Below are 24,156 nucleotides of genomic sequence, written 5' to 3' on the forward strand. Positions count from 1 at the left end.
AACGGCATCCTTTTTTTGCTGCCATATATGGCAAAAAAAGATAGAGTGTAAAGCCTAACCCTTTTTCAGGGTAACGCCCAAAAACATAAAATAATGAGTAAAATATATCCACCAATCAATTTTAAAAACTGGATTGACGAAAATCGTCATTTATTAAAACCACCTGTGGGAAATAAAGTGGTTTGGAAAGATGGTGACTATATTGTTATGGTTGTTGGAGGTCCTAACAGCAGAAAGGATTATCATTATAATGAGACACCAGAATTTTTTCATCAAATTGAGGGCGATATTATCCTAAAAATAATTGATGAAGGTGTGCCTAAAGATATTCATATTAAAGAGGGTGAAATTTTCCTTTTACCACCTAAAGTGCCGCATTCACCTCAGCGTGGTGCTAACACGGTCGGTTTAGTTATTGAATATCCTAGAGAAGAAGGTGTAAAAGATGCGTTATTATGGTTCTGTGAAAATTGCACCACAAAATTATATGAAGAGGACTTTACCGTAAAAAATATAGAGACGGATATGCCTAAAATTTTTGATCATTATTACAATGACAAGGAAAAACGCAGCTGTCCTAATTGTGGAGAAATAATGGAGCCACCTAAAAAAGTACAAATTGATGAGTAAACGCAAACTTAGAATAAACGGCCATTCACACCTACTTCCCTATCCTGAAGAAATCCCTCAGTTTATGAAAGATAAAGAAATTTTTTGGGTGGATAAAGACCGAAAGTTTATGCTTCAAAAAGATTGGAACCGTCCGATTACTGATTCTAGTTTTTTCTTGGATGAAAAGTTAGAATGGATGGAACGCAATAAACTAGACCATGCTGTTGTCTTAAATTTATCGCAACTTTACGGAAATGGTTTAAGGGTTGAAGAAATGAAACAAGCTTTGAGGTTTCAGAATGATTTCAATGCCAAAATACAACATAATCACCCTAGTAAATTTACTTGTGGCTTTGTCGTTCATCCGGGTTTTGTAAGAAGTGCTTGTTGGGAAATTGAGCGTTGTGTAGAAGTATTAGGCATGCAACTTTTGTGTTTACCTACACATTACATGGATTCTATTGGAACTTGGCGTTGTATTTTTGACGAAGAGAATGAACCCATTTTTGAAATGGCCAACAAGTATAATTTGGCTATTGAAATTCACCCTTACGATGGTGAGAAATTTATAAAACTTGAAAACACGTCTTGGCGTTTTCATTTAATTTGGATGTTAGCGCAATGTGGAGACGCTTATCATTTTTTAACTTTAAATGGCTATCAAGATAAATACCCAAATATGCGTACTTGTTTTGCTCATGGCGGACAATTAGCTCAGATTAACTTAGGGAGACGTATTCAAGGATTTGATGGACGCCCCGATTTATTTGAAGGCAAAAGTCATCCTAGAAAAGCGGTTGGTCATAAAAACATATTCTTTGATACACTAGTACATGATACTGGCGGATTAGAATTATTAATAAGAAATCAAGGTTCTAAACAGGTCATTATGGGCTTAGATGATCCTTATCCTTTGGGTGAAATGGAAAGCGAACAACAATCTTCTTACCCTGGTAAAATTATTGATTTAGCCATAGACAGAAAAATTATAACGGAGACTGAAGGTGATGCTATTTGGGAAGACAATGTTATTCAATGGCTTTGTGGAGATGATGAGGCTGCAAAACAAAAATTAGTTTCTCGTATTATGTCGTAACGATTTCTAATTGGTTTATTAGTTTTGCGTTTAGGATTTCTAATCCTGAAGCAAACTCAAAAACCTATAGACTAACTGCATCTCTTTTAAATAAAAAATATTCCAATGTATTTCTTACCCGAAGCCTTAGACAATTATGTTGTAAAACACTCTGAACAAGAGCCCGATTTATTGCAACAACTAACAAGAGAAACGTACCAAAAAATATTACAGCCTATTATGCTTAGCGGTCCTTATCAAGGTCGGGTGTTGAGTATGATTTCTAAATTAATGCGACCTAAATCTATCTTAGAACTAGGCACATTTACGGGTTATGCCACTTTGTGTTTAGCGGAAGGCTTACAAGCAGATGGCGAATTACACACTATAGATGTTAATGAAGAATTGGTAGATTTTCAGCGTAAATATTTTGACAAATCTAATTACAGTTCTCAAATTACGCAACATACAGGAAGCGCCATCGATATCATTCCGACGTTAGATAAAACATTCGATTTAATATTTATTGATGCCGACAAACCTAATTATAGTAATTATTTCCACTTAATTATAGACAAATTAAACCCAGGGGGCATTATACTTTCTGATAATGTGTTGTGGCACGGAAAAGTAGTAGAACCTGTTGGTGCAAAAGACATTTCTACACAGTCTATTTTAGATTACAATACGCTTTTAAAAAATGATGAGCGCATTGAAACGGTTGTATTACCTATTAGAGATGGCTTAACGATTAGTCGAAAATTATAACCACAACTATGAGTAAAATTGAAATAAGAACTGTAGATGTGGTAAAATACATCACACCTTTGCGAGAAGGCGGCTCACTGCCTGCCATTGTTGAGGCTAGTGATGGTTTTCTCTATGTTTTAAAATTTAGAGGTGCAGGGCAAGGAAAAAAAGCATTAATCTCTGAGTTTATTGGAGGTGAATTAGCCCGAGCTATTGGATTAAAGGTTCCTGAATTAGTCTTTATGAATTTAGACGATTCCTTCAGTAAAACAGAACCAGATGAAGAGATTCAAGATTTATTAAAATTCAGTGTCGGTCTTAATCTAGGCTTACATTACTTAAGTAGCTCTATTACTTTTGACCCTTTAGTTTCTGTTGCAGATGCTATGATCTCTTCTAAAATAGTGCTTTTAGACAGTATTATTAGCAACATAGATCGCACTGTAAAAAACACCAATTTACTAAATTGGAATAAAGAATTATGGGTTATAGATAATGGTGCTAGTTTCTATTTTCATCATAATTGGAGTACTTGGAAAAATCACCTTACAAGAACGTTTCCCCTTATTAAAGATCATGTTTTATTAGAACGTGCTTCGCTTTTAGATGAGGCCTCTAAGATTATTATTTCAGCTTTAAATAAAGATACTATTGAAGATATTGTTTCTAAAATACCTGAAGATTGGTTAGTAAACGAGTCTGATATGTTATCACCAGATGAAATGCGAAATGCTTATATAGAATATCTAAATTCTAGACTTTCAAAAATTGATTCATTAGTTAAAGAAGCTAAAGATGCCAAATAAAGTGACTTTTGAATACGCTATAATTAGACTCGTACCAAGAGTGGAACGCGAAGAATTTTTTAATATTGGAGTTATTTTATTCTCAAAACGAAAAAAATATCTCGGTGTTAAATTTAACGTCAATGAAAATAAATTAAAGGCTTTTTCTTGTGAATTAGACTTAGATGCGATTAACAACTACTTAAAATCTTGGGAATTAATTTCTAAAGGAGAAGTTTCTGCTGGAAAAATTGGTCAATTTGAAATTTCAGATCGGTTTAGATGGTTAGCCGCTTCACGAAGTACCATTATACAAAGTTCTAAAACACATTCTGGTTTAACAGAAGATCCAGAAAAAGAATTGAATTCTATTTTTGAAAATTATGTATTATAAATATAATCGAATGATTATTTATCACGTTTTAACGATCCGGTAAAGTCTTCTAAATCATCCTTTACTTTCTTAATTTCGTCATTGATGTTTTTAGTCACATCTGTGTCTATAATATTATTTTCTCTTGCACTTTTTGTGACTTCATTCTTAATATCGTTGGTAGCATCTTTAATTTGACGCATACCTTTACCTAAGCCACGTGCGATTTCTGGAAGTTTATCGGCACCAAAAACTAAGACTACAATAAATAGTACAAATACTATTTCTGTGCCTCCTATGAATAAAAATGTTAGTTGCTGTATCACGTTGCAAATATAAAGTGAGTTTGTGAATAATACGACTTCAAATAAAGAAATAAAAAAGCCGACTTCAAAAGAAGTCGGCTTAAAGTTATGTTATAATTATTAGTTTCTTACTTTTTCCTTAAACTTATCGAAATCACTTTCTTTAACTTCTTTTGGCCAAGCGTTGTTAGATGTATCTACATCAGCTGTTTCTAAATCCGGATCCACCATAACCCCAACGATTTCTTTATTACTAGCTATAGCTTTGCTAACTTCTTTATCATTAAGTCTCCAAATTTGAGCAGGGTATGTTTCTCTTTTCTTTGTCCCATCGGCATAAGTGTACTCTACAATAAGCGGCATTACCAATCCTCCTGGCTTGTTAAAAGTCACTTCATAGAAAAACTTAGGAGTTTCTTTCATTTCTTTTTGCTCTGCAGGTGTAAAGTTATCCATAATATATTCTTTTACCGTAGGTAAATTATCTATAGCAACTCCATTTTTAATACTCTCATCATAACCTTCAGATCCTTCTTCTATAAAATAAACTAAATCTTTAGGATCTATATTATTACGTTTTGCGATTCTATTTCCACTTTCGTTAGGCGTAGATGTTACAGCAAACTTTTTCACTTCTTTAATTCCTATATCGGTGTAGTCTGTACTATAAAACCAACCTCTCCAAAACCAATCTAAATCAACTGCAGATGCATCTTCCATAGTACGGAAAAAATCTTCTGGTGTTGGATGTTTAAACTTCCATCTATTAGCATACTCACTAAAAGAGTAATCAAATAAATCACGCCCCATGATAGTCTCTCTTAAAATATTTAATGCTGTTGCTGGTTTACTATAAGCATTATTACCAAATTGGTAAGTATTTAAACCTTTAGTCATAATAGGTGCAATGTAATCTTGATTACCGCCCATATATCTCACAATATTTTTAGCAGGCCCTCTTCTTGAAGGATATGCTTTATCATTTGGAGACAAAGCGCCAGGATGCCATTCTCCAAAATCCTGTTCTGCAACATATTGCGTAAAAGTATTTAAACCTTCATCCATCCATGTCCATTGACGCTCATCGCTATTTATAATCATTGGAAACCAGTTGTGGCCAACTTCATGAATAATAACACTAATCATTCCGTATTTTGTTCTATCAGAATAGTTTCCTTTTTTATCTGGACGACCATAATTCCAACAAATCATTGGGTATTCCATACCTTGCTGTTTAGCATGAACAGAAATTGCTTTATGATAAGGATAATCGAAAGTCATTCTAGAATACGACTTTAATGTACTCGCAACTGCTTTAGTTGACCATTGCTCCCATAAAGGGTTTCCTTCTTTAGGATATAACGACACAGCCATTACATCTTTATCTCCTAATTTTACAGCCATCATATCCCATAAAAATTTACGAGAAGTTGAAAAACCAAAATCACGAACCATTTTAGCTGATAATTTCCAAGTTTTTTTCTTTTTACTTTTAGACTTTTCTGCTTTTTCAGCTTCATCTTGTGTAACGATCATTACAGGTTCGTCGTATGATTTCTTCGCTTTATTATAACGTTTCATCATGTCTTTTGTAAAGACCTCTTCTCTATTAGTTAAGACACCTGTTCCGTCTAAAATATGATCTGCAGGTACAGTTATATTTACATCAAAATTACCAAATGGTAACGCGAATTCATCACGTCCCCAAAACTGAGAATTTTGCCATCCTTCTACGTCATTATAAACAGCCATACGGGGGTAGAACTGTGCAATTACGTAGGCACGATTATCATTTTCCTCAAAATACTCGTAACCAGAACGTCCGCCATCCTTAACGTGATCATTTATATTGTACCACCATTTAATCTGAAAAGAAAATTGGTCTCCAGATTGCATAGGCTTAGGTAATTCTACACGCATCATTGTACGATTTATCATATGAGCTAAATCTTTACCTTTAACATCTTTTACCTCATCGATATGAAACCCTCCATCGAAAGATTCTTTTAAATATGATGTAACAGCATTAGAAGACGTAGTTACAGGACGTACAACAGAATTACTAATTAAAGGTGTTTTAGAATCTTTAGCACGCACATTCTGATCTAACTGTACCCAAAGGTATTTTAATTCGTCTGGAGAATTATTTGTATAGGTAATCGTTTCTTCACCATATAACTTGGCTTTGTCATCATCTATTTCGATGTCCATTTTATAATCAGCTTGCTGCTGATAGTATCCTGGACCTGGCGCACCCGATCCTGTTCTAAACATATTTGGAGTCGAAAACTCTTCATACAGTTGCTTAAATTTGTTCTGATTGGTGTGACCTTGCTCGCGTTCTGTAGTTACATCGTCTTGTGCAAAAGAGTTAAATGATGTAAACAGCATAGCACATAAGAAGTACTTAAATAATTTCATAGTTGTAGTTAGTGTTATTAAATATGATGCCTAAAATAATAATTTATGATGGCTTTTAGCCTTTTCACTAAAAGTTTAACAAGCAAGTGTCATTTTCTGGCACGAGTAGAAAGCTCTTGTTTTTGTTTAGAAGTTTTAATCTAACAATATTCTGTTGACTTGGCAGAACATCAAATAATACTTGATTAGTGATTTCTATAGAATTCACTTTTGATACATTTTCTATTTCTAAATAACAGTACACAATATCATCTTTGTATTCTTTGCCTAAAAAATTAAAACTTACCCCACTCCCATTGACTTTAACTTTAAATTTATCCGTTAGATAGCGTTCTATATAGTCGTCCACCAACCTAGATTCATCTTCTACATCTAGTGTAATACTTTCGTCATAACGTTTACGTATTAAAGTTTCTAAATCGTTAATAAAAATTTGAGTTATAATTTGAAGTGATTGCTGTTCCTTTACGTATTCTACCTCTGTAACACTGACATAATATTCGTGTTTATGACTGTTACCTATTAAAACAGGAAAAATTAAAAAGGCAATTAAAAAATGTAGTAGCTTCATATTTATAGTGTGAATTCATTTTTTTAGCAAAAACACAGTCCAAAATTAATCTTTAATAACCGATATTCTATTTTGTAGATATAATTTTAATTTTGCTTGTAGAAATTCGATTAAAGCAAACTCATCTTCTTGTTTACATAAGCCTAAAAAGCGAGCATCCTCTTCACAATACAAAAAATACTCTGCTCGTATAGCTGGAGTTAAAGTATCATTTTCAAAAAGAAAAGATTCATAATCGCGTTTTAAACGCTGAATACATCCATCCCTATTATCTAGTTCTACTATGGCTTTTAATTTCTTTGTTCTTCCGCTAACAGTATTTAATAACTTAAAAAAATTAACATTAAACCCTAAACCAACTCCTCCCCAAGAACCACCATCAGCATCAAAAAGTTTACGTTCATTTTGAGTAAGTGGTTTCCCTGTGTAACCAGGAATTCCTAAATCGTAAAAATTGACTTCGGGTTTAATCTTTAAGTTTTCTAAATCGGACTCTAAACTTCCTGTAAAGATTTTACCGACTACAACTTCGTTTAGCGCGCTTACATTTTCTATTAGTTGCACCCTTAAATAGCCTGAATTTATAATTGAATCTGTAATGACAATTTCTTTTAATTGATATTGAACCCCTGAAATCATCAATGTATCTGAAACCTTTGCAGGAATTATAAAACTTCCATCCTCTTCTGAAATTGTATATTTCACTGCTGTTTTATTAAGTATATGAAGTCCTTCTACTTCATCATTAGCTATGAGCTGACCATTGATTTCTTTGGTTTGCGCCTGAAGGTTAAGACACAAAACAAATGTTAAAACAAGTATTGTTTTAATTACCTTCATCTAATTGAATTTTAAACATATTTAATTTTTCTAAAAGAAAATGAACTTTATTTATTTTATTTTCATCTTCACAAATCACACTAAACTGAATATCTTCTAAACAATATTGAAAAAATTCGTTTTTATGTTTTTCAGGAATTGAAATCGCTTCAAAAATAGTACTCGAGTACTCGGATTGTAAGAAAGAGATACAAGCTTCATTAGATTCCATCAAAACTCTTGCTTTATATTCTTTTGTATCTCCATTAATTCTATTCAATATTTTATGAACATTTATAGACAACCCTATGCCATAATAATATACAAATTTACCATGGTCGGCATCATACAAACGTTGTTCGTTCTGTGTTGCGGGTAAATCTGTAGAGCCTGGAATTCCTAAATCGTAGAAATTAATATCTGGTTTAATATTTAAATTTTCTAAATCTGATTGTAAACTACCGGTTAAAATTTTACCGACAACAACTTCATTTAGTTCATTTACCTTTTCAATAAGCAATACATTAAATTGACCTAAATTTATATTTGAAAGAGAAATAACAATCTCTTGTTTTTGATATTTCACACCTGAAACAATAATGGTATCGGATACTTTTGCAGGAATCACAAAACTTCCATCCTCATTAGATATCGTGTATTTTAAACCTGTTTTGTTAAGGATATGAAGTCCTTCGACCTCATCACTAGCTATGATTTGACCATTTAAGTCACTTCGTTGCGCATTAATAAAACCAGTAATTAAACAAATAATGATTAAAACAGGTTTACTCTTTTGCATTATTTTCTTTTAAGAATGCTTTACTCAATTGAGAAACACGCTCTAAAAGTTGCATTTCTTTACCCTCTTCAAATAATACCTCATCTACACCTTCTTTTTCTACAAAGTCTGTAAATGCTTCAACTTGCTCTAAAGGAATATCAAAATTATTATGAATATAATTTACACTATAGGTATCTAAAGCTTGTTTAAAAGGAGTAAGTTCTTCTAATTTTCCTTTTTTAGATTTTGGTTTTTTAGTATCTAAATCGACAACTTGTTTTAATAAAAAGCCTGCTACATTAACCAAATCTAACATATTACCAACGTACGGATTGTACTCATTAAACGCCAAATTATCAGCTTCTGTCTTATAATCTGCAGAAAAATCAAAATCTTCAATATGGTCTAAGCCGAAATAGACATCATCTAAATTAACGTTGTAAGTTCTTACATTTTCTAAATCCGCATACAAATTCCCAGTAAGATCAAAGGGTAATAATACAACTTCATCTAATTTATTAATCTCTTCAACAAGGATTACAGTAAGCTTTTTAGACAAAATAACTTTATCTGTTATGGTGACTTTAAAATCCTGAAACTGCAGCGCTCCAATTTCAATAACATCATTAATAGCAACCTCTATTACAAAATTTCCATCTGCATCTGTATAAGTTCCTTTATTAGATGAAGAGTTAAAAACAGCTACTCCTTCCTTTTCATCGGTAGACACCACTATTCTACCATTTACAGTAATTCTTTCAATATCTTGGCTATAAATGGTTAATGTAAAAATTCCGAATAATAAGAGTAGTGTTTTTTTCATAATCTAATTCTTTTAATAAATTTCGGTTTTATTCTTGACTTACCATAGTAATTGAATAGTAAATATTTGTTAAATGATAAAACTGTTCTTTAAAAAAGTTTGATTTCCTTTGCAATATTAAAGACCTAAAAACATAAATTTTGAAATCAATTATAATCGCAAGCACTTCTACTATTCATGGTAGTGGCTATTTAGAATATTTATTAGAAGAACTTAAAATTCATTTTAAAGCTACGGATACTATTTTATTTATTCCGTATGCTAGACCAGGTGGAATATCTCATGACGAATACACAAATACAGCCGCTAAAGCTTTTGCCAAAATAGATAAAACAATAAAAGGTATTCACGAATTTGAAAATGCAGAAGAAGCTATAAAAAATGCAAAAGGTATTTTTGTAGGTGGTGGTAATACTTTTGTTTTAGTCTCTCAACTCTATAAAAACAATGCATTATTAGCTATTAAAGATGCTGTTAAAAATGGCACTCCATATTTAGGCACAAGTGCTGGAAGTAATATTTGTGGCTTAACGATGCATACCACTAATGATATGCCAATAGTATATCCTCCTAGCTTTAAAACTTTAGGATTAGTGCCTTTTAATATTAACCCACATTATTTGGATCCGATTGAAGGAAGCACACATATGGGAGAAACCAGAGAAACTCGGATTAAAGAGTTTCATGCTTACAACAGCCAACCTGTTATTGGAATTAGAGAAGGGAGTTGGATTGAGGTCAAAGATGAAAAATTAACATTAAAAGGAACTTTAAAAGCTCGCGTTTTCGAATACAATAAAACTCCTTATGAAATAGCAACAAATTCTGACTTAGAATTTTTAAAATAAGCTAACCAAAATTGCGGAAACTAATTATGCTCAAAGAATTAAACATTACAAAATTAGCTTTTGAAGCAATTACAGAAGTTTCCAGAAAAGAAGAATTGACAGAATATTATAAATCGCTTATTCTTGAAGCTGAAGAAAATGTGGATTATGGATATTTAGACGAAGCATTGATAAAATTTAATGAAATCATTGATTTTTTTCCGAAAATTGAACTAGCAAAATTATTAAAAGCTCTTATTTTGATTATGCAGAAAAAACATCATCAATCTAATAAAACTATTGAAAATATTAATATAGCTGATTTAGATGTTTTTGAAATTTCTTATTTTTATTTAATTAGAGGTTGTAACTATTTTTATACGAGAAACTATCAAGAATCGCTTAAAAATTCTAAAAAAGCTATTGATTATAATAAAAGGTTTTATATCGCATTCTTAATTCGAGGATTTGCAAATGCGGAATTAGGAAATCACAAACAAGCAATATGTGATTTTAAAAAAGCCCTAAAAGAAAATTTTCAGAAAGACGCTATTAAAGCTAATTTAGCATATAGCTATTTGCATAATAAAAATACGTTTAGAGCATATTTAATTTATAGAAGAGTAGCTAAGAAATTTAATGATAATTGGAAAGTTCAATACAATGCTGGATTATCGTGTTTCAGATTAAAAAAATTTAATCAAGCAATAATTTTTTTAAATAAAACAGAAGAATTAAATCCTAAATTTAGCGGAACTTATATTACTAGAGGCTATATTTTTTTGAGACAAGGTCTAAAGTATAAAACAAAGGAAGATTGGGATAAAGCGAAAAATTTAGGCGAAAATAAAAAAGTTGAAATTTTAATGAAACGCTATTATTCAAAATACTAACTATGATTAACTCAAGACGTATATAATTTATTACCTGCTTATTTCCTACTTTTATAAGCCCTATTGAATTTTCGATTCTTTTTTACTTATCTACTTAATTATTTGTCCACATAATAAATATTTTAGATTTTCTTCAAAAAATGATAACCTAAAACTTGAAACCCTTCATTATAATAAAATTTATGTGAAGGGTAATTTTGCACATAAGTATTTAATTCAATGGAATTACAACCTTTTTCTTTTACATAGGTATTAACCCAAGCCATAAATTGTTTTCCTAAACCATTTCCTCTATGCTCAGATTGAATATACACATGATCTAACTCTACAGATTTCCCCATATAGTGACGTGTACAGAACCACATACCTGCAACCCCAATTACGTCTTCATCAATTGTAATAACAGCACATTCGTAATTCTGATCTTTCATTTCGTTAAAACGAGATTTCAGAATATCTAAACTTATTTTAGCATTATTAAGTTCATAAACTAAAGGGACAATCTTATCTAATTCTTCGTTTGAAAGAATTTTAAACTGATAATTCATAAGTTATAAATAAAGGGATAAAAGTAAATCATTTTTACTCCTCTTTATCACTACTAGCTTGTTGTCGATGTTAAAATATTTATAAAATACAAAAAGCACCCAGTGGGTGCTTTTTAAACTAACTAACTTAAATATTTATCTACTTCTAGACATTTTTATTTTTGAATCGCATAAGAAACAATTCTGCTTCTTTAGCGTTAGATTTTTTAGCATAATTTAAAGCTGTATAACCCATATCACATGGTTTATGAATCTCTGAACCTGCTGTAATTAATACTTTAATAATTTCTACACGATTATATTTTGCAGCATAATGGATTGGCATTAAACCGTTAGACTTTTCATTAACATCTACCCCTGATTTAATCAGCTTATTTACTTCTTCTAAATTACCTTTTGCAACAGCTTTACACAAAGCAGCTATATCTCCTTTTTTATCAATAACTTCATTTTTATCTAAAGGTTTAATTTCATTAAATGCATTTAAATTTGAAACTGAAAAACCTATTGCTAAGGTCAATACGACTAGTAATTTTCTCATGATGAAAGTTTTTATTAATTAATTTATTTTTTAACTATACTAAATAGACGATAAAATACTGAAAGTGTTACAGTAAGGCTTAATTTACAACAATTATTTAACACTATGAAAATTAATTTGTTAACATTCTATAAAATTTTAAACAAAAGGTTACCAACAAGTTACAAAAACTTAAAATAACTTTAATATGTTAAATTTTTTCTTGTTACAGATTTGTAATAGCGTTGTAAGTGTTATCTTTGAGGAACAAATTTTATACAAATGAACAAGAAGGTTATTTTAATGATTTTAGACGGTTGGGGAAAATCACCTGATCCTAAAGTTTCGGCTATTGACAATGCACAAACTCCATTTATTGACTCGTTATACACGAAGTATCCAAGTGCAAGTTTAAGGACAGACGGTTTACATGTTGGTTTACCTGAAGGACAAATGGGAAACAGTGAAGTTGGACACATGAATTTGGGTGCAGGTAGAATTGTATACCAAGATTTAGTAAAAATTAATCTTGCTGTTGAAAATAAAACACTCCGAGAAGAAGCTGTTTTAAAATCAGCTTTTGAATACGCAAAAACTAACAATAAAAATGTACACTTATTAGGTTTAGTTAGTAATGGTGGTGTACACTCTCATATTAAACACCTTTACGGATTACTAGATGCTACTAATGATTATGGTTTAGAAAATGTATTTGTACATGCCTTTACGGATGGTAGAGATGTAGATCCTAAATCTGGAGCTGGTTTTATTACTGACTTAGAAAAACATTTAGAAAACAATTCTGCAAAAGTAGCAACTGTAACAGGTCGTTATTATGCAATGGATAGAGATAAACGTTGGGAACGTGTAAAATTAGCTTATGATGCTTTAGTACATGCTGAAGGAGATAAAACTCAAAACATCGTACAGTCTATTAAAGATAATTACGAAAATGACGTTACTGATGAGTTTATTAAACCTCTAATCGCTACAGACGCTAACAACGAACCTCTTACTACAATTAAAGATGATGATGTTGTTATATTCTTTAATTTTAGAACAGATCGTGGACGTCAGTTAACAGAAGTGTTAACTCAAAGTGATTTTCATGAATTTAATATGCATAAGTTAAATCTTCACTATGTAACTTTAACTAATTACGACGATAAATACAAAGGTATCAACGTTGTTTTCAATAAAGATAATTTAAAAGAAACATTAGGTGAGATTTTAGAAAAACACAACAAAAAACAAATACGTATTGCTGAAACTGAAAAGTATCCTCACGTAACATTTTTCTTTTCTGGTGGACAAGAAAAACCTTTTGAAGGTGAAACTAGAATCCTAAGAAACTCTCCAAAAGTTGCGACTTACGATTTAATGCCAGAAATGAGCGCTTACGAATTAAGAGACGCTTTAGTACCGGAGTTAGAAAAAGGTGACGTAGATTTTGTTTGTCTTAATTTTGCAAATGGAGATATGGTTGGCCATACTGGTGTTATGGAAGCTGCTATCCAAGCCTGTGAACATGTTGACAAATGTGTAACTGATGTTGTAACTACTGCTTTAGAAAATGGTTATACTACGCTATTAATTGCTGATCACGGAAACTGTGAAACAATGATAAACCCTGATGGTTCTCCAAATACAGCTCACACAACAAACCCAGTACCTATTATTTTAATCGATAAAGATTTAAAAGAAATAAAAGATGGTGTTTTAGGTGATGTAGCTCCAACTATTTTAAAATTATTAGATGTACCTCAACCAAAAGCAATGACAAGACATAGTCTTATATAATTTTTATTATATTGTAACTTTGCATTTGAATTGAATAAACAGCATGAATTTTCAGAATAGATTAATAATAGCCGTAGATTTTGATGGCACCATAGTAGATGATGCCTATCCTAAGATTGGTAAAACACGCATATTTGCATTTGAAACTTTAAAACGTCTTCAAGAAGATGGTCATAGACTAATTCTTTGGACCTACAGATGTGGTGTTAAATTAGAGGAAGCGGTAGTTTTTTGCAAGGAAAACGGCATAGAGTTCTATGCCGTTAACGCTAGTTTTCCTGAAGAAATATTTGACGACAGCAGAAGTCGGAAAATTCATGCTGATTTATTTATTGATGATAGAAATATAGGGGGAATTCTAGGTTGGGGAGAAGTTTATCAACTTATCACCAACGAAGAACCCAAAATCACAACTCCCCCAAAAAAATGGTGGCATCTTTAAGTATCACTACTTTTTAATCATATCATAGTAAGCTCTATCAATAGATTCTCTATGATCTGGATGCGCTATTTCAACTAATGCTTTAGCTCTTTTCTCAATTGTTTTACCAAACAAATTAGCAATTCCATATTCCGTAACAACATAATGTACATGCGCCCTAGATGTTACAACTCCTGCGCCTTGTTTTAATATAGGTACAATTCTACTTATTCCACTTTTTGTCGCTGATGGTAACGCAATAATTGCTTTACCGCCTTTACTCAATGATGCTCCTCTTATAAAATCTACTTGTCCTCCAACTCCTGAGTACATATTAGACCCTATAGAATCTGCACAAACTTGCCCTGTTAAATCAATCTCAATTGCTGAATTAATAGCGACCATCTTAGGGTTTTGCTTAATATATGAAGTGTTATTTGTATAATTAGACGCCCTCATTTCTACAAATGGATTATCATCTACATAATCGTATAAACGCTTAGAACCGATTAAAAATGTAGACAACGCGCGCCCTCTATTTATCTTTTTATAATTTCCTGTTATAACATTATTAGTAATTAAATCTATTACTCCATCTGAAAACATTTCAGTATGAAGTCCTAAATCTTTATGATTTGTTAAGCGTGTTAAAACAGCATTTGGAATAGAACCAATACCCATTTGCAAAGTACTTCTATCTTCAATTAAACTCGCAACATTATTACCTATAATATTTTCAATAGCACTTGGCTCTGCCATATGATGTTCTGGAAGTGGCTCATCTACCTCAACAAAATAATCTATTTCCGAAACATGAATAATACCTGCTCCATGAGTTCTTGGCATTTGTGGATTAACCTGAGCAATCACAATCTTAGCATTATCTACTGCTGCCAATACTGCCTCTACAGAAACACCTAATGAGCAATAACCGTGACGATCTGGTACAGAAACATGTATCAATACCACATCAAGATCTAAAACACGTTCTTGAAAAAGTCGTGGTAATTCACTTAAAAAAACTGGAGTATAAGAACCATTACCTGCTTTTAAGGTATGTCTTACATTTTTTCCTATAAAAAAAGAATTCACATGAAAACTATCTCTTAATGCCGGATCTGCATAAGGCGCTACACCTTCTGTATGTAAATGGCACACTTCTACATTTCTAAGTTCTTCATGTCTTGCTGACAATGCTTTAACTAACGTTTGCGGAGCTGCAGCAGCGGCTTGAATATAAACACGATCATTAGACTTTACAACTTTTAAGGCTTCTTCGGCAGTAACGGTTTTGTACATAATAAATCTATTTTAGAATACAAATTTAGAATACAAAACACATTAATAAACTGTTATTTATCATATTTTATAAATATTTTAAACCCGATATTATCATACTTTCAAACTTAACATTATCTAATAAAGTGATGCACTTAATTATTTTTTTAGTGACTTCCTTTTAATTCTAAAATTCTAATTAAAAAAAAGTCAATTTCTTGTACTGTATCTCTAACAAGAAAATGGGAATACCTATCTTTGCAACTCAATATTATGAATCATGATTATAGTAAAAACAGCAGAGGAAATTGAATTGATGCGTATAAGCGCACTTATCGTATCTAAAACTTTAGGTATGTTAGCAAAAGAAACAAAAGAAGGTGTTACCACCAATCATTTGGATAAAATTGCAGAAGAATACATAAGGGACATGGGTGCAATCCCTGGTTTTAAAGGACTTTACGATTGTCCTTCTACTCTATTATGTAGCGTAAATGATGCCGTAGTACATGGCTTACCTACAGATATACCATTAAAAGACGGAGATATTGTTTCTATTGATTGTGGTTCTATAATGAATGGCTTCTATGGAGATCATGCTTACACTTTTGAAATTGGAAATGTAGCTGAAGAAACTAAAAAATTAATTCAGATTACTAAAGAATCACTTTACAAAGGTATTGAGCAATTAAAAATCGGTAACCGTGTTGGTGATGTTGGCTTTGCTATTCAACAATATACAGAAGGTGAAGGTTATGGTGTGGTTAGAGAACTAGTTGGTCATGGAGTTGGTAGAAAAATGCACGAAGATCCAGAAATGCCTAATTATGGTAAAAGAGGTCGTGGTAAAAAGTTTATTGAAGGTATGGTAGTTGCTATTGAGCCGATGATAAATTTAGGAACTCATAAAATAAAACAACTTAGTGATGGTTGGACGATTGTAACCCAAGACGGAAAACCTAGTGTGCATTTTGAACACGATGTTGCTATTGTAGACGGAAAACCAGAAATCCTTTCTACTTTTGGATATGTTTATGAAGCTTTAGGTATTACATCTACTGAAGAAGATCAATTTAGACAAAAAGCATTAGTCTTATAAAAAACCTTATTTATGACAATTGAACATTTAGAAAAAGAGTTAACGCTTTTAAGAACTGAACTCAACGACCATAAACTATATAGCGCCTTATCTTCTATTGAAGATATAAAAATCTTTATGGAGCAGCATGTATATGCTGTTTGGGATTTTATGTCTTTACTAAAAGCTCTTCAAAATCATTTAACAAACACAGCAGTTCCTTGGACACCGGTTAAAAATCCATCGACGGCTCGTTTTATAAATGAAATTGTACTTGGAGAAGAAAGCGATATTAATGAGTTAGGTGAACCTAAAAGTCATTACGAAATGTATTTGGATGCCATGCATCAAATTAATGCCAGTACAACACAAATTGAAAATTTTGTATGTCATATCCAAAATGGCTTTTCGGTAAAAAACACAGCGAATAAAGTGGAGTTGAATGCTGAAACTTCAAAATTTGTAGACTTTACTTTTGATGTTATTGCAACTAACGAACCTCATAAAATTGCTTCGGCTTTTACATTTGGTCGTGAAGATGTGATTCCGGATATGTTTTTTCAAATTATAAACCAATCTAAAACTAGCCACAATACGTATAGTAAATTAACCTACTATTTAAAACGTCATATAGAGTTAGATGGTGATGAGCATGGACCACTTTCTTTAAAAATGATTGAAGAATTATGTGGTAATGATCAGCAAAAATGGAATGAGGTTTTAGAAGTTGCTAAAGAAGCTTTACAGCATAGAATCGCGCTTTGGGATGGTATTTATAATTTAATTTCTAGCCAGGTAGAAGCTTAGTTATTAATATAATTTTCATTGAATTAACTTGTATTTATTATTTCACAGAGATACTTAGAGGTTATACAGTGGTGCCCGGAGAGAGAGTTTTGTTTTAATTAAAATAGATAACTTATATTAAAGCTATTATTTTAAATATTTCAAAATACTTCTTCTTATTCTCTTTAATGTTTTTTCACTGAGATACACAGAGGTTACACAGAGGTTCACAGAGAGAGTTTTTTGTTTTAATTAAATAGATAACTTATAGAAGCTGTTATTTTAAATATTATCCAAATACTTCTTCTATTCTCTTTAATGTTTTTTCGCTGAGATACTCAGAGGTTACACAGAGGTTCACAGAGAGAGTTTTTTGTTTTAATTAAAATAGATAACTTATATTAAAGCTGTTATTTTAAATATTATTAAAATACTTCTTTTTATTCTCTTTAATGTTTTTTCGCTGAGAGATATTCAGAGTTTACACAAAGATTCACAGAGAGAGTTTTTTGTTCAATTAAAGTATATGGTTTACAATAAAATTACAGAAAATATTATTGGAGCAGCTATTGAAGTGCACAAAGCTCTTGGGCCAGGATTGTTAGAATCTGCTTATCAAGAATGCTTGTTTTATGAATTAAAAAAAATAGGATATTCAATTCAAAAAGAAATTACTCAACCCATAACATACAAGGAAATAACACTAGATCACGGCTATAGAATTGATTTGTTAGTCGAAAATAGTATTGTTATTGAGCTCAAAACAGTTGAAAAATTCACAGATGTTCATACGGCTCAAATATTGACTTACATGAAATTAGGAAATTACCCTATTGGACTATTACTCAATTTCAAAACTAAACTTTTAAAAAATGGCATAAAAAGATTCATCAATACTGTCACGTAAACCCTCTGCGAAACTTTGTGAATCTCTTTTAGCTCTGAGTAATAAAAATGAAAAAACTCTTTAAACTTATTCTAAACACTATACCAAGACCTTTATTAATAAGGCTTAGCTATGTGGCACGTCCTATTTTGGCATTCTTTTTAAAAGGAAACACCTTCACGGATCCTATTGATGGTAAAAGTTTTAAAACGTTTTTACCGTATGGTTATGGTAATCAGAGAAACAATGTATTATCACCTTCTACATTAAGTTTAGAGCGACACAGATTACTATGGTTGTACCTAAATAAGGAAACAACCTTCTTTTCTGCTGAAAAAAGTGTGCTTCATTTTGCTCCTGAACAATGTTTTTTAAAACGCTTTAGAAAGCTTAAAAATTTAAAATACACCACTACAGATTTACTATCACCTATTGCTGATGTAAAAGCGGATATTTGCGATTTACCTTTTGAAGATAACAGCTATGATGTTATTCTCTGTAACCATGTTTTAGAACACATCCCAGATGACACTAAGGCTATGCAGGAATTATACAGAGTAATGAAACCTGGTGGCTATGGTATTTTTCAGATTCCACAAGAATTAGATAGAGCGTTTACTTTTGAAGATAATTCTATTACAGATAGAGATGAGAGAGCTAAGATTTTTGGACAATATGATCACGTTCGTGTGTACGGTCGGGATTATTTTGACAAACTACGCTCTATAGGTTTTAAAGTTGAAGAAGTAGATTATACGGCTACGCTTTCTGATGAAGATATTGAAAAATACTGTTTAGCTAAAGGTGAAATTATTCCCGTAGTTTATAAATAATACAACTTATTAAAATGACGCAACACATTATAATTGCTACAGGTGCTTTATTTGGCATGTTAGCTGTAATATTTGGTGCTTTTGGGGCCCATGCCTTAAAGAAAATTTTATCTACAGATCAATTACATAGTTTTGAAGTTGGTGTAAAATACCAAATGTATCATGCTATTGTTTTATTGGTTTTAGGGTTTAATGCAAGCAATATCACCTCTGCAACATATTGGTGTTTTACTATTGGTATTATACTATTCTCTTTTAGTATTTATGGTTTGGTTATATCTGATGCTAAAAATAAAAAACTTAGGTTTTTAGGACCAATTACTCCAATAGGAGGATTGCTTTTAGTTGTCGGTTGGTTGCTTGTATTGATTAATGCTATTTAAGCTTTCCATAAGGAAATATAATAACTGCTTTTATTTTCTGAATAAATAAAGCTGAGCCCTATAAAGACTCAGCCTTAACTAGATTCTAAATACTAAAAAAACACATGATTACTATCAGCTCTAGTTTTATTTTCCATAGCTCGTTATAACTTTAGGATATTAAATTAACAACAAGCTCTTGTTCTGCTGCACCTCCTAAACCGTCTGATGCAATCACGAGAATTGTATTTTCACCAGATATAAATTGATTATATTCAATTACGTAAGTCAAAGCGTTTAAATCTTCAATTACTAAAAGCCCATTTAAGTAAACAGCATAAACAACATCGTCATCGTCTGGATCTATAGACGCTGTCCAATTAAAAGGTATGCCTATGTTTGTTGCTGCTCCTTCTGTTAATACAAAAGCACTTGGGTTACTATTTTCTTTAGATTGATCATCATCTGCATTACAATTAAAAATTAATAGTGTTAAGCCAATTAAAAGTATAAATTTAAAAATTCTCATAAGTTTTGATGTTATTTAGGTGTTTAAATTTGGCTGTATTGTTTAATGAAAAGGACTATCACAAGACTCTGCTGTTTTAAGACAACTTGCTTTATGCTCATCTAATAATTTCCAACCTCTAAGTGTTTTTTGTCCTTCTGGACTTTGCCAATAGGCATTGTTCTTATCTTTAATATATTTACTGTAAGCGTCTGCCTCTTTTTGCATAGTAGCCAAATCTGCTTCATCTTTAGACGTTAGCGTATAGGCGATTTGTTTTTCACGCATAGCGGTTAAATAATCAGATACCATTTTACGCACATTCTCTTGAGACAGGGCCTTATATTCTGGTGCTTTTCTTGGGTCTGGTCCTGCACTATTATTTAGAGCTATATTTTTTGCTTTATTTAAAAATTTACCGAAACCTTTTTTCTTTTTTTTAGTCTTTGAAGTTGCCTCACCATCTGGCGTTGTACCTTTTAGCACATAAACTCTTCTTATATCACCAAATTCTGTACGGCTGTTAAAATGATCTATAAAAAATATATAGTTGCCAATAGCTACATAACCTTCGTTAAACACATTTTCGTAAATAATATATGTGTTGGGAAACCCAGTAAAAGTTTGTCTGTTTTTTGTAAAATCTGCTATATATTGGCTTCCTTTTTCGTCATTATCATTTTTGTCTATAATAGCTATTCCAGAGTCAATACCTTCATGATTTAATAATTTTACGATAACTTCTTGTGGCTCGTTATATTGACCAACTCTTTCTTGACTAAGATTTATTGACTGTTTCCCTTCGTTATCAGTGCCCACACCTGGATACTCAATGTAAACTGGGTTTTCGCCTTTTGCTTTAATATTTTCAAAAAATGTTTGCTGTGCAAATGTACTTGTGGTTACTAATGCAATAAAAAATAAAATAATGTACTTCATAATAAATTTGGTTTTATAATTATGACACAAAAGTGATAAGCTTTGGTAAAAGGATTTTCAACTTTTTAGTGAATGGTAAGATTTTGTAAATGAATAGCAACAAAAAAAGGAAAGCCTTGATGACTTTCCTTTTTTAGTATAAATAGAACTATGATTTATTCCTTTATAAATCGTTTTACATGTTGATTTCCTTCTAAATCTATAATCTTAACTAGATAAACACCGTTTGACAATCCGGAAACATCCGTTACTTTACTGTTAGATTTTAAAACTTCTTTTCCTAATATTGAATAGATAGAAATCGTTTTAATCTCTATTTGTGTTTCTATTTTTAGAGTTGCTGTTGTTGGGTTTGGGTAAAGGTTAATGCTGTTTTTATTAAAATCTAGATCTACGATGCTTAATGAAGCATCGTACTCATAAACTCCCATATCTACTATGTTATTAACAATTCTTGTATTATAATTTAAATCTGTACCAACGGTTGTTGGTAGGTAAACATTTGCTCCAGCATCTATTGCTGGCGAAGCAGAAGACAACCTAAAATCGTTAGTAGCTTCATCTACAAACAAGGGGTCCATTTGTAAAATAGCTTGTTCATCTGAAATAATAGAAAAATGATTGATATCTAAACTATTACGCACTAATGCATGGTTCGTCATAGTATTGTTATTTACACTCCCTAAAGCATTAGTTATATCTCCTAAACTATTGGTGTTGTTCCAAAAAATGGTATTGTAAACATTAATATGAAGACTGTTATTTGTAGAACCAACAGCAATAACTGGTTCATCATATGATGATGCATTACTACCTAAAAAACTGTTATTAACAAAAGTTGAATTAATTATGTTAGCTTCGTAACCACCACCTGTATCATTCCTCAACCATAAAACAGCTGTTTGCTCATTAGAATCTCCACTTGAGGTATTATTGTGGTATAAACTGTTAATACTAGTAAAATTAATAATTGTACCTCCTGATGGTCTGGCATACAAAACAGAACTTACATCAGCTAAATTATCTGAAAATGTAGAATTTTCGAAAGTAACAGTGACGTCATTTCCTCCATCTAATACAGATATAGCTCCACCAAAGGTACAGATGTTTTTGGTAACTGTACAGTTTCTTAAAACTAGTTGACCAGCACCCGGATTTACAAAAACAGCACTTCCTCGTTTACGCTCTGGCGTTGTTCCATTAGCATTACCACCTGTAATAGTAATACCATCAATTATAACATTGTCTCCAATAACATGTACAATTCTATTTTTATTATCTAATCTAGTTGCATTATTAAAAGTGATGTTGTAATCATCATCTCCATTAATATCACCAGATAAAATTGTTGGGTTTGCCACAATATCACGCTGACCTAGTAATGTTTCTGTACCATTAAAGCCACCATAAATTTTCTGATTATCATCAAGATTAAATGGTGCATTTACTGAGCCTATTTGAACATAAGTATCTCCCTTTAGCCAAAACTCTCCTCCAGGATTATTTTGTAAAGCTGTATTTAAACTTGTATAAGCATCTGCCCAACTACTTCCATCATTAGCACCTGTAGCATTCTGATCTACGAGCTTTATTTCGCTTTCGTATAAGTTTGCAACATCAATAGCAGATAGAGGTGCATTAAAATATTTCACTTCATCAAGACCATCTCCAAAAGTAATTCCACCTGTTTCATGGCTAGCAGTCCAAATTTGGCCATAATTAATCTGCTGCATAAGTAAACCAGATTCCTCTGCGCCATCTATAAATGTTCTTACGCGTAATTTACCTCCATTAACTATATATTTTTCTAATGTGACAACTATATGATGCCAATTGCCATCTAATAAACTAGTTGGCGTATTAATTTCTTCATTATAAACCGAACCAGATAGCATAACTTCACTCACAAGTTTGCCAGTTGTTGTCATTTTTAAAGTTACAGCATTGCCTGTTTGGTTATAAACTTCCCAAACAGTTCTGTCTAAATTATTTGTAGTGGTTTTCATCCAAAGCGAAACACTAAAATTTGTTTGACCTGACCCTCCAGGTAAAATTGAATTATATACTGTATCTCCATTTAGAGATATGGCATTATTAGCAATCCCATTTCGGTCTGTGAGCAAGGTAGAGCTTGTTCCTGTTTTTACTAAGTCCCCATTGCCTGGATTAAATGTATTTATCAGAGATCCATTATTAAATGAGTACTCTGCATATTTGTAACCCAAATTTTGAGCTGTTATGTTAAATGTGTAAAAACATAAAAGCAATAATAAAAATTGTAATCTTGTTTTCATAATAAGTTTAATTTTATAATTATGAAGTAAAAGTGCAAAAATGTAGTTAAGTAATTTTTCACTTTTTAGTGAATGGTGAGATTATAGTAATGAATGGTATGTAAATTTAAAATACACGATTAATAATTTCCATAAATTCATCCTTCCGATCACGCGCAATAGGAATACTTCTATTATTACTCATAATAACTTGAAGACCATCTTTTTTAGTGACTTCATTCATATATTTTAAATTGATAAGAAATGAACGATGCGGTTTATAAAACAATGGTTTATTGCTCAGTTGTTCTGTAAAATGTTTTAAGGTTTTACAAATCAATTCGGTTTTACCATTTTGTAAATAGACTTTAGTATACACACCATCGGCCTCAAAAAACAAGACGTCTTCGTGAGAAACAAAACGAATTCCTTTTGGGACTTCTAAAGCTATTTTATTTAAGGCTAATTGCTGAAAATTACGTTCGAGATTCTGTAGTTTTTCTTTTATAGAATTTTCTTCAAGATAGATTGATGCTTTAGCAATAGCTACTTTCATTTCGGTAACATCAATGGGTTTTAAAAGATAATCTACAGCTGATAATTTAAAGGCTTCTATGGCATAATGGCCATAAGCGGTTGTAAAAATAATTTGAAAATTAATAGCTTCAGTTTTAAAAAACTCTAAAATCTGAAGTCCAAAATGATTAGGCATTTCAATATCTAGAAATACAATATCTGGCTGTTCCTTTTTTATAACAGCCACACCATCTAATAAATTTTCAGCCTCAAAAATCGTTTCTATTTCAGAACATTCTTCTACAATTAAGGTATGCAAAATACGTCTGGCACGTTTTTCATCGTCTACAATTATTGCTTTCATGTATATATT

The 24,156-nt window shown here is 31.5% G+C and carries 27 protein-coding genes; 14 read left to right on the forward strand and 13 right to left on the reverse strand.

Annotation, left to right across the window (positions count from 1 at the left end; translation table 11 throughout):
* Positions 1-93 precede the first annotated feature (93 nt).
* The 5 genes from H0I32_RS04675 (at position 94) to H0I32_RS04695 (ending at position 3,616) form a co-directional block, all read left to right on the forward strand.
* Positions 94-630, forward strand: coding sequence for a 3-hydroxyanthranilate 3,4-dioxygenase (locus H0I32_RS04675; RefSeq protein WP_173587308.1), 537 nt, complete (start codon positions 94-96; stop codon positions 628-630).
* Positions 623-1,708: an amidohydrolase family protein gene (locus tag H0I32_RS04680; protein ID WP_173587307.1), complete on the forward strand. Its 1,086-nt coding sequence runs from the start codon at positions 623-625 to the stop codon at positions 1,706-1,708. The genes H0I32_RS04675 and H0I32_RS04680 overlap by 8 nt, the downstream gene beginning before the upstream one ends.
* 105 nt (positions 1,709-1,813) lie before the next feature.
* On the forward strand, positions 1,814-2,455 hold the full coding sequence (locus tag H0I32_RS04685; protein WP_179312863.1) for an O-methyltransferase: 642 nt from the start codon (positions 1,814-1,816) through the stop codon (positions 2,453-2,455).
* An 8-nt stretch (positions 2,456-2,463) separates the two neighbouring features.
* Positions 2,464-3,243: a HipA family kinase gene (locus H0I32_RS04690; RefSeq protein ID WP_179312862.1), complete on the forward strand. Its 780-nt coding sequence runs from the start codon at positions 2,464-2,466 to the stop codon at positions 3,241-3,243.
* Positions 3,233-3,616 carry a DUF3037 domain-containing protein gene (locus H0I32_RS04695; protein WP_179312861.1) on the forward strand — a complete coding sequence of 128 codons (384 nt, stop codon included), beginning with the start codon at positions 3,233-3,235 and terminating at the stop codon, positions 3,614-3,616. The genes H0I32_RS04690 and H0I32_RS04695 overlap by 11 nt, the downstream gene beginning before the upstream one ends.
* A 14-nt stretch (positions 3,617-3,630) precedes the next feature.
* Here H0I32_RS04695 and H0I32_RS04700 read toward each other — a convergent pair whose 3' ends face one another.
* The 6 genes from H0I32_RS04700 to H0I32_RS04725 all read right to left on the reverse strand — a co-directional run bounded on the left by H0I32_RS04700 (position 3,631) and on the right by H0I32_RS04725 (position 9,315).
* A complete protein-coding gene (locus H0I32_RS04700; protein WP_173587303.1) occupies positions 3,631-3,921 on the reverse strand; it encodes a twin-arginine translocase TatA/TatE family subunit in 291 nt (96 codons plus the stop codon).
* 99 nt (positions 3,922-4,020) lie between these two features.
* Positions 4,021-6,321 (reverse strand): M1 family metallopeptidase, encoded by a 2,301-nt coding sequence (locus H0I32_RS04705; protein ID WP_179312860.1) that lies wholly within the window; start codon positions 6,319-6,321, stop codon positions 4,021-4,023.
* 67 nt (positions 6,322-6,388) lie between these two features.
* Positions 6,389-6,892: a DUF6702 family protein gene (locus H0I32_RS04710; protein ID WP_173587301.1), complete on the reverse strand. Its 504-nt coding sequence runs from the start codon at positions 6,890-6,892 to the stop codon at positions 6,389-6,391.
* A gap of 45 nt (positions 6,893-6,937) precedes the next feature.
* Entirely contained in the window at positions 6,938-7,732 is a 795-nt protein-coding gene (locus H0I32_RS04715) for a hypothetical protein (protein WP_179312859.1), read from the reverse strand.
* Positions 7,719-8,510 carry a carboxypeptidase-like regulatory domain-containing protein gene (locus H0I32_RS04720; RefSeq protein WP_179312858.1) on the reverse strand — a complete coding sequence of 264 codons (792 nt, stop codon included), beginning with the start codon at positions 8,508-8,510 and terminating at the stop codon, positions 7,719-7,721. The genes H0I32_RS04715 and H0I32_RS04720 overlap by 14 nt, the downstream gene beginning before the upstream one ends.
* A complete protein-coding gene (locus H0I32_RS04725) occupies positions 8,497-9,315 on the reverse strand; it encodes a carboxypeptidase-like regulatory domain-containing protein (RefSeq protein ID WP_173587298.1) in 819 nt (272 codons plus the stop codon). Before H0I32_RS04725 ends, H0I32_RS04720 begins: the two co-directional genes overlap by 14 nt.
* A gap of 140 nt (positions 9,316-9,455) precedes the next feature.
* Here H0I32_RS04725 and pepE point away from each other — a divergent pair, with 140 nt between their 5' ends.
* On the forward strand, positions 9,456-10,163 hold the full coding sequence (gene pepE / locus H0I32_RS04730) for a dipeptidase PepE (RefSeq protein ID WP_179312857.1): 708 nt from the start codon (positions 9,456-9,458) through the stop codon (positions 10,161-10,163).
* A 26-nt stretch (positions 10,164-10,189) separates the two neighbouring features.
* Positions 10,190-11,035 carry a tetratricopeptide repeat protein gene (locus H0I32_RS04735; RefSeq protein ID WP_173587296.1) on the forward strand — a complete coding sequence of 282 codons (846 nt, stop codon included), beginning with the start codon at positions 10,190-10,192 and terminating at the stop codon, positions 11,033-11,035.
* Positions 11,036-11,157: 122 nt separating this feature from the next.
* On the opposite strand, the gene H0I32_RS04740 is transcribed toward H0I32_RS04735, so the two are convergent.
* Both H0I32_RS04740 and H0I32_RS04745 read right to left on the reverse strand, forming a co-directional pair.
* Positions 11,158-11,583: a GNAT family N-acetyltransferase gene (locus H0I32_RS04740; RefSeq protein ID WP_179312856.1), complete on the reverse strand. Its 426-nt coding sequence runs from the start codon at positions 11,581-11,583 to the stop codon at positions 11,158-11,160.
* 145 nt (positions 11,584-11,728) lie between these two features.
* The gene (locus tag H0I32_RS04745) at positions 11,729-12,124 is read right to left on the reverse strand and encodes an ankyrin repeat domain-containing protein (protein ID WP_173587294.1); all 396 of its coding nucleotides are present in this window, start codon (positions 12,122-12,124) and stop codon (positions 11,729-11,731) included.
* Positions 12,125-12,385: 261 nt separating this feature from the next.
* Here H0I32_RS04745 and gpmI point away from each other — a divergent pair, with 261 nt between their 5' ends.
* Positions 12,386-13,903, forward strand: a complete 1,518-nt coding sequence (gene gpmI, locus H0I32_RS04750) for a 2,3-bisphosphoglycerate-independent phosphoglycerate mutase (RefSeq protein WP_179312855.1) — start codon at positions 12,386-12,388, stop codon at positions 13,901-13,903.
* A gap of 43 nt (positions 13,904-13,946) precedes the next feature.
* Complete coding sequence (locus tag H0I32_RS04755) at positions 13,947-14,345, forward strand: BT0820 family HAD-type phosphatase (protein ID WP_173587292.1); 399 nt, start codon at positions 13,947-13,949, stop codon at positions 14,343-14,345.
* A gap of 6 nt (positions 14,346-14,351) precedes the next feature.
* Here the strand turns inward: H0I32_RS04755 and H0I32_RS04760 are convergent, their stop codons facing one another.
* A complete protein-coding gene (locus tag H0I32_RS04760; RefSeq protein WP_179312854.1) occupies positions 14,352-15,623 on the reverse strand; it encodes an acetyl-CoA hydrolase/transferase family protein in 1,272 nt (423 codons plus the stop codon).
* 259 nt (positions 15,624-15,882) lie between these two features.
* On the opposite strand from H0I32_RS04760, the gene map reads away from it, so the two are divergent.
* From map to H0I32_RS04785, 5 genes are all read left to right on the forward strand, one after another.
* Positions 15,883-16,701: a type I methionyl aminopeptidase gene (map, locus tag H0I32_RS04765; protein ID WP_179312853.1), complete on the forward strand. Its 819-nt coding sequence runs from the start codon at positions 15,883-15,885 to the stop codon at positions 16,699-16,701.
* Between the two features lie 12 nt (positions 16,702-16,713).
* Positions 16,714-17,487 (forward strand): DUF3050 domain-containing protein, encoded by a 774-nt coding sequence (locus H0I32_RS04770; protein ID WP_179312852.1) that lies wholly within the window; start codon positions 16,714-16,716, stop codon positions 17,485-17,487.
* A gap of 505 nt (positions 17,488-17,992) precedes the next feature.
* Entirely contained in the window at positions 17,993-18,373 is a 381-nt protein-coding gene (locus H0I32_RS04775; protein WP_179312851.1) for a GxxExxY protein, read from the forward strand.
* A gap of 47 nt (positions 18,374-18,420) precedes the next feature.
* Positions 18,421-19,185 carry a class I SAM-dependent methyltransferase gene (locus tag H0I32_RS04780; protein WP_179312850.1) on the forward strand — a complete coding sequence of 255 codons (765 nt, stop codon included), beginning with the start codon at positions 18,421-18,423 and terminating at the stop codon, positions 19,183-19,185.
* Positions 19,186-19,199: 14 nt separating this feature from the next.
* Positions 19,200-19,568 (forward strand): DUF423 domain-containing protein, encoded by a 369-nt coding sequence (locus tag H0I32_RS04785; protein ID WP_179312849.1) that lies wholly within the window; start codon positions 19,200-19,202, stop codon positions 19,566-19,568.
* Positions 19,569-19,719: 151 nt separating this feature from the next.
* On the opposite strand, the gene H0I32_RS04790 is transcribed toward H0I32_RS04785, so the two are convergent.
* The 4 genes from H0I32_RS04790 to H0I32_RS04805 form a co-directional block, all read right to left on the reverse strand.
* Positions 19,720-20,076, reverse strand: coding sequence for a hypothetical protein (locus tag H0I32_RS04790; protein ID WP_173587286.1), 357 nt, complete (start codon positions 20,074-20,076; stop codon positions 19,720-19,722).
* 42 nt (positions 20,077-20,118) lie between these two features.
* Positions 20,119-20,994: a hypothetical protein gene (locus tag H0I32_RS04795; protein ID WP_179312848.1), complete on the reverse strand. Its 876-nt coding sequence runs from the start codon at positions 20,992-20,994 to the stop codon at positions 20,119-20,121.
* A 155-nt stretch (positions 20,995-21,149) separates the two neighbouring features.
* Complete coding sequence (locus H0I32_RS04800) at positions 21,150-23,288, reverse strand: T9SS type A sorting domain-containing protein (RefSeq protein WP_179312847.1); 2,139 nt, start codon at positions 23,286-23,288, stop codon at positions 21,150-21,152.
* A gap of 106 nt (positions 23,289-23,394) precedes the next feature.
* A complete protein-coding gene (locus tag H0I32_RS04805; protein ID WP_179312846.1) occupies positions 23,395-24,147 on the reverse strand; it encodes a LytR/AlgR family response regulator transcription factor in 753 nt (250 codons plus the stop codon).
* Positions 24,148-24,156 lie beyond the last annotated feature (9 nt).

This window comes from Winogradskyella sp. HaHa_3_26 (genome assembly GCF_019278425.1).
GTDB lineage: Bacteria > Bacteroidota > Bacteroidia > Flavobacteriales > Flavobacteriaceae > Winogradskyella > Winogradskyella undariae.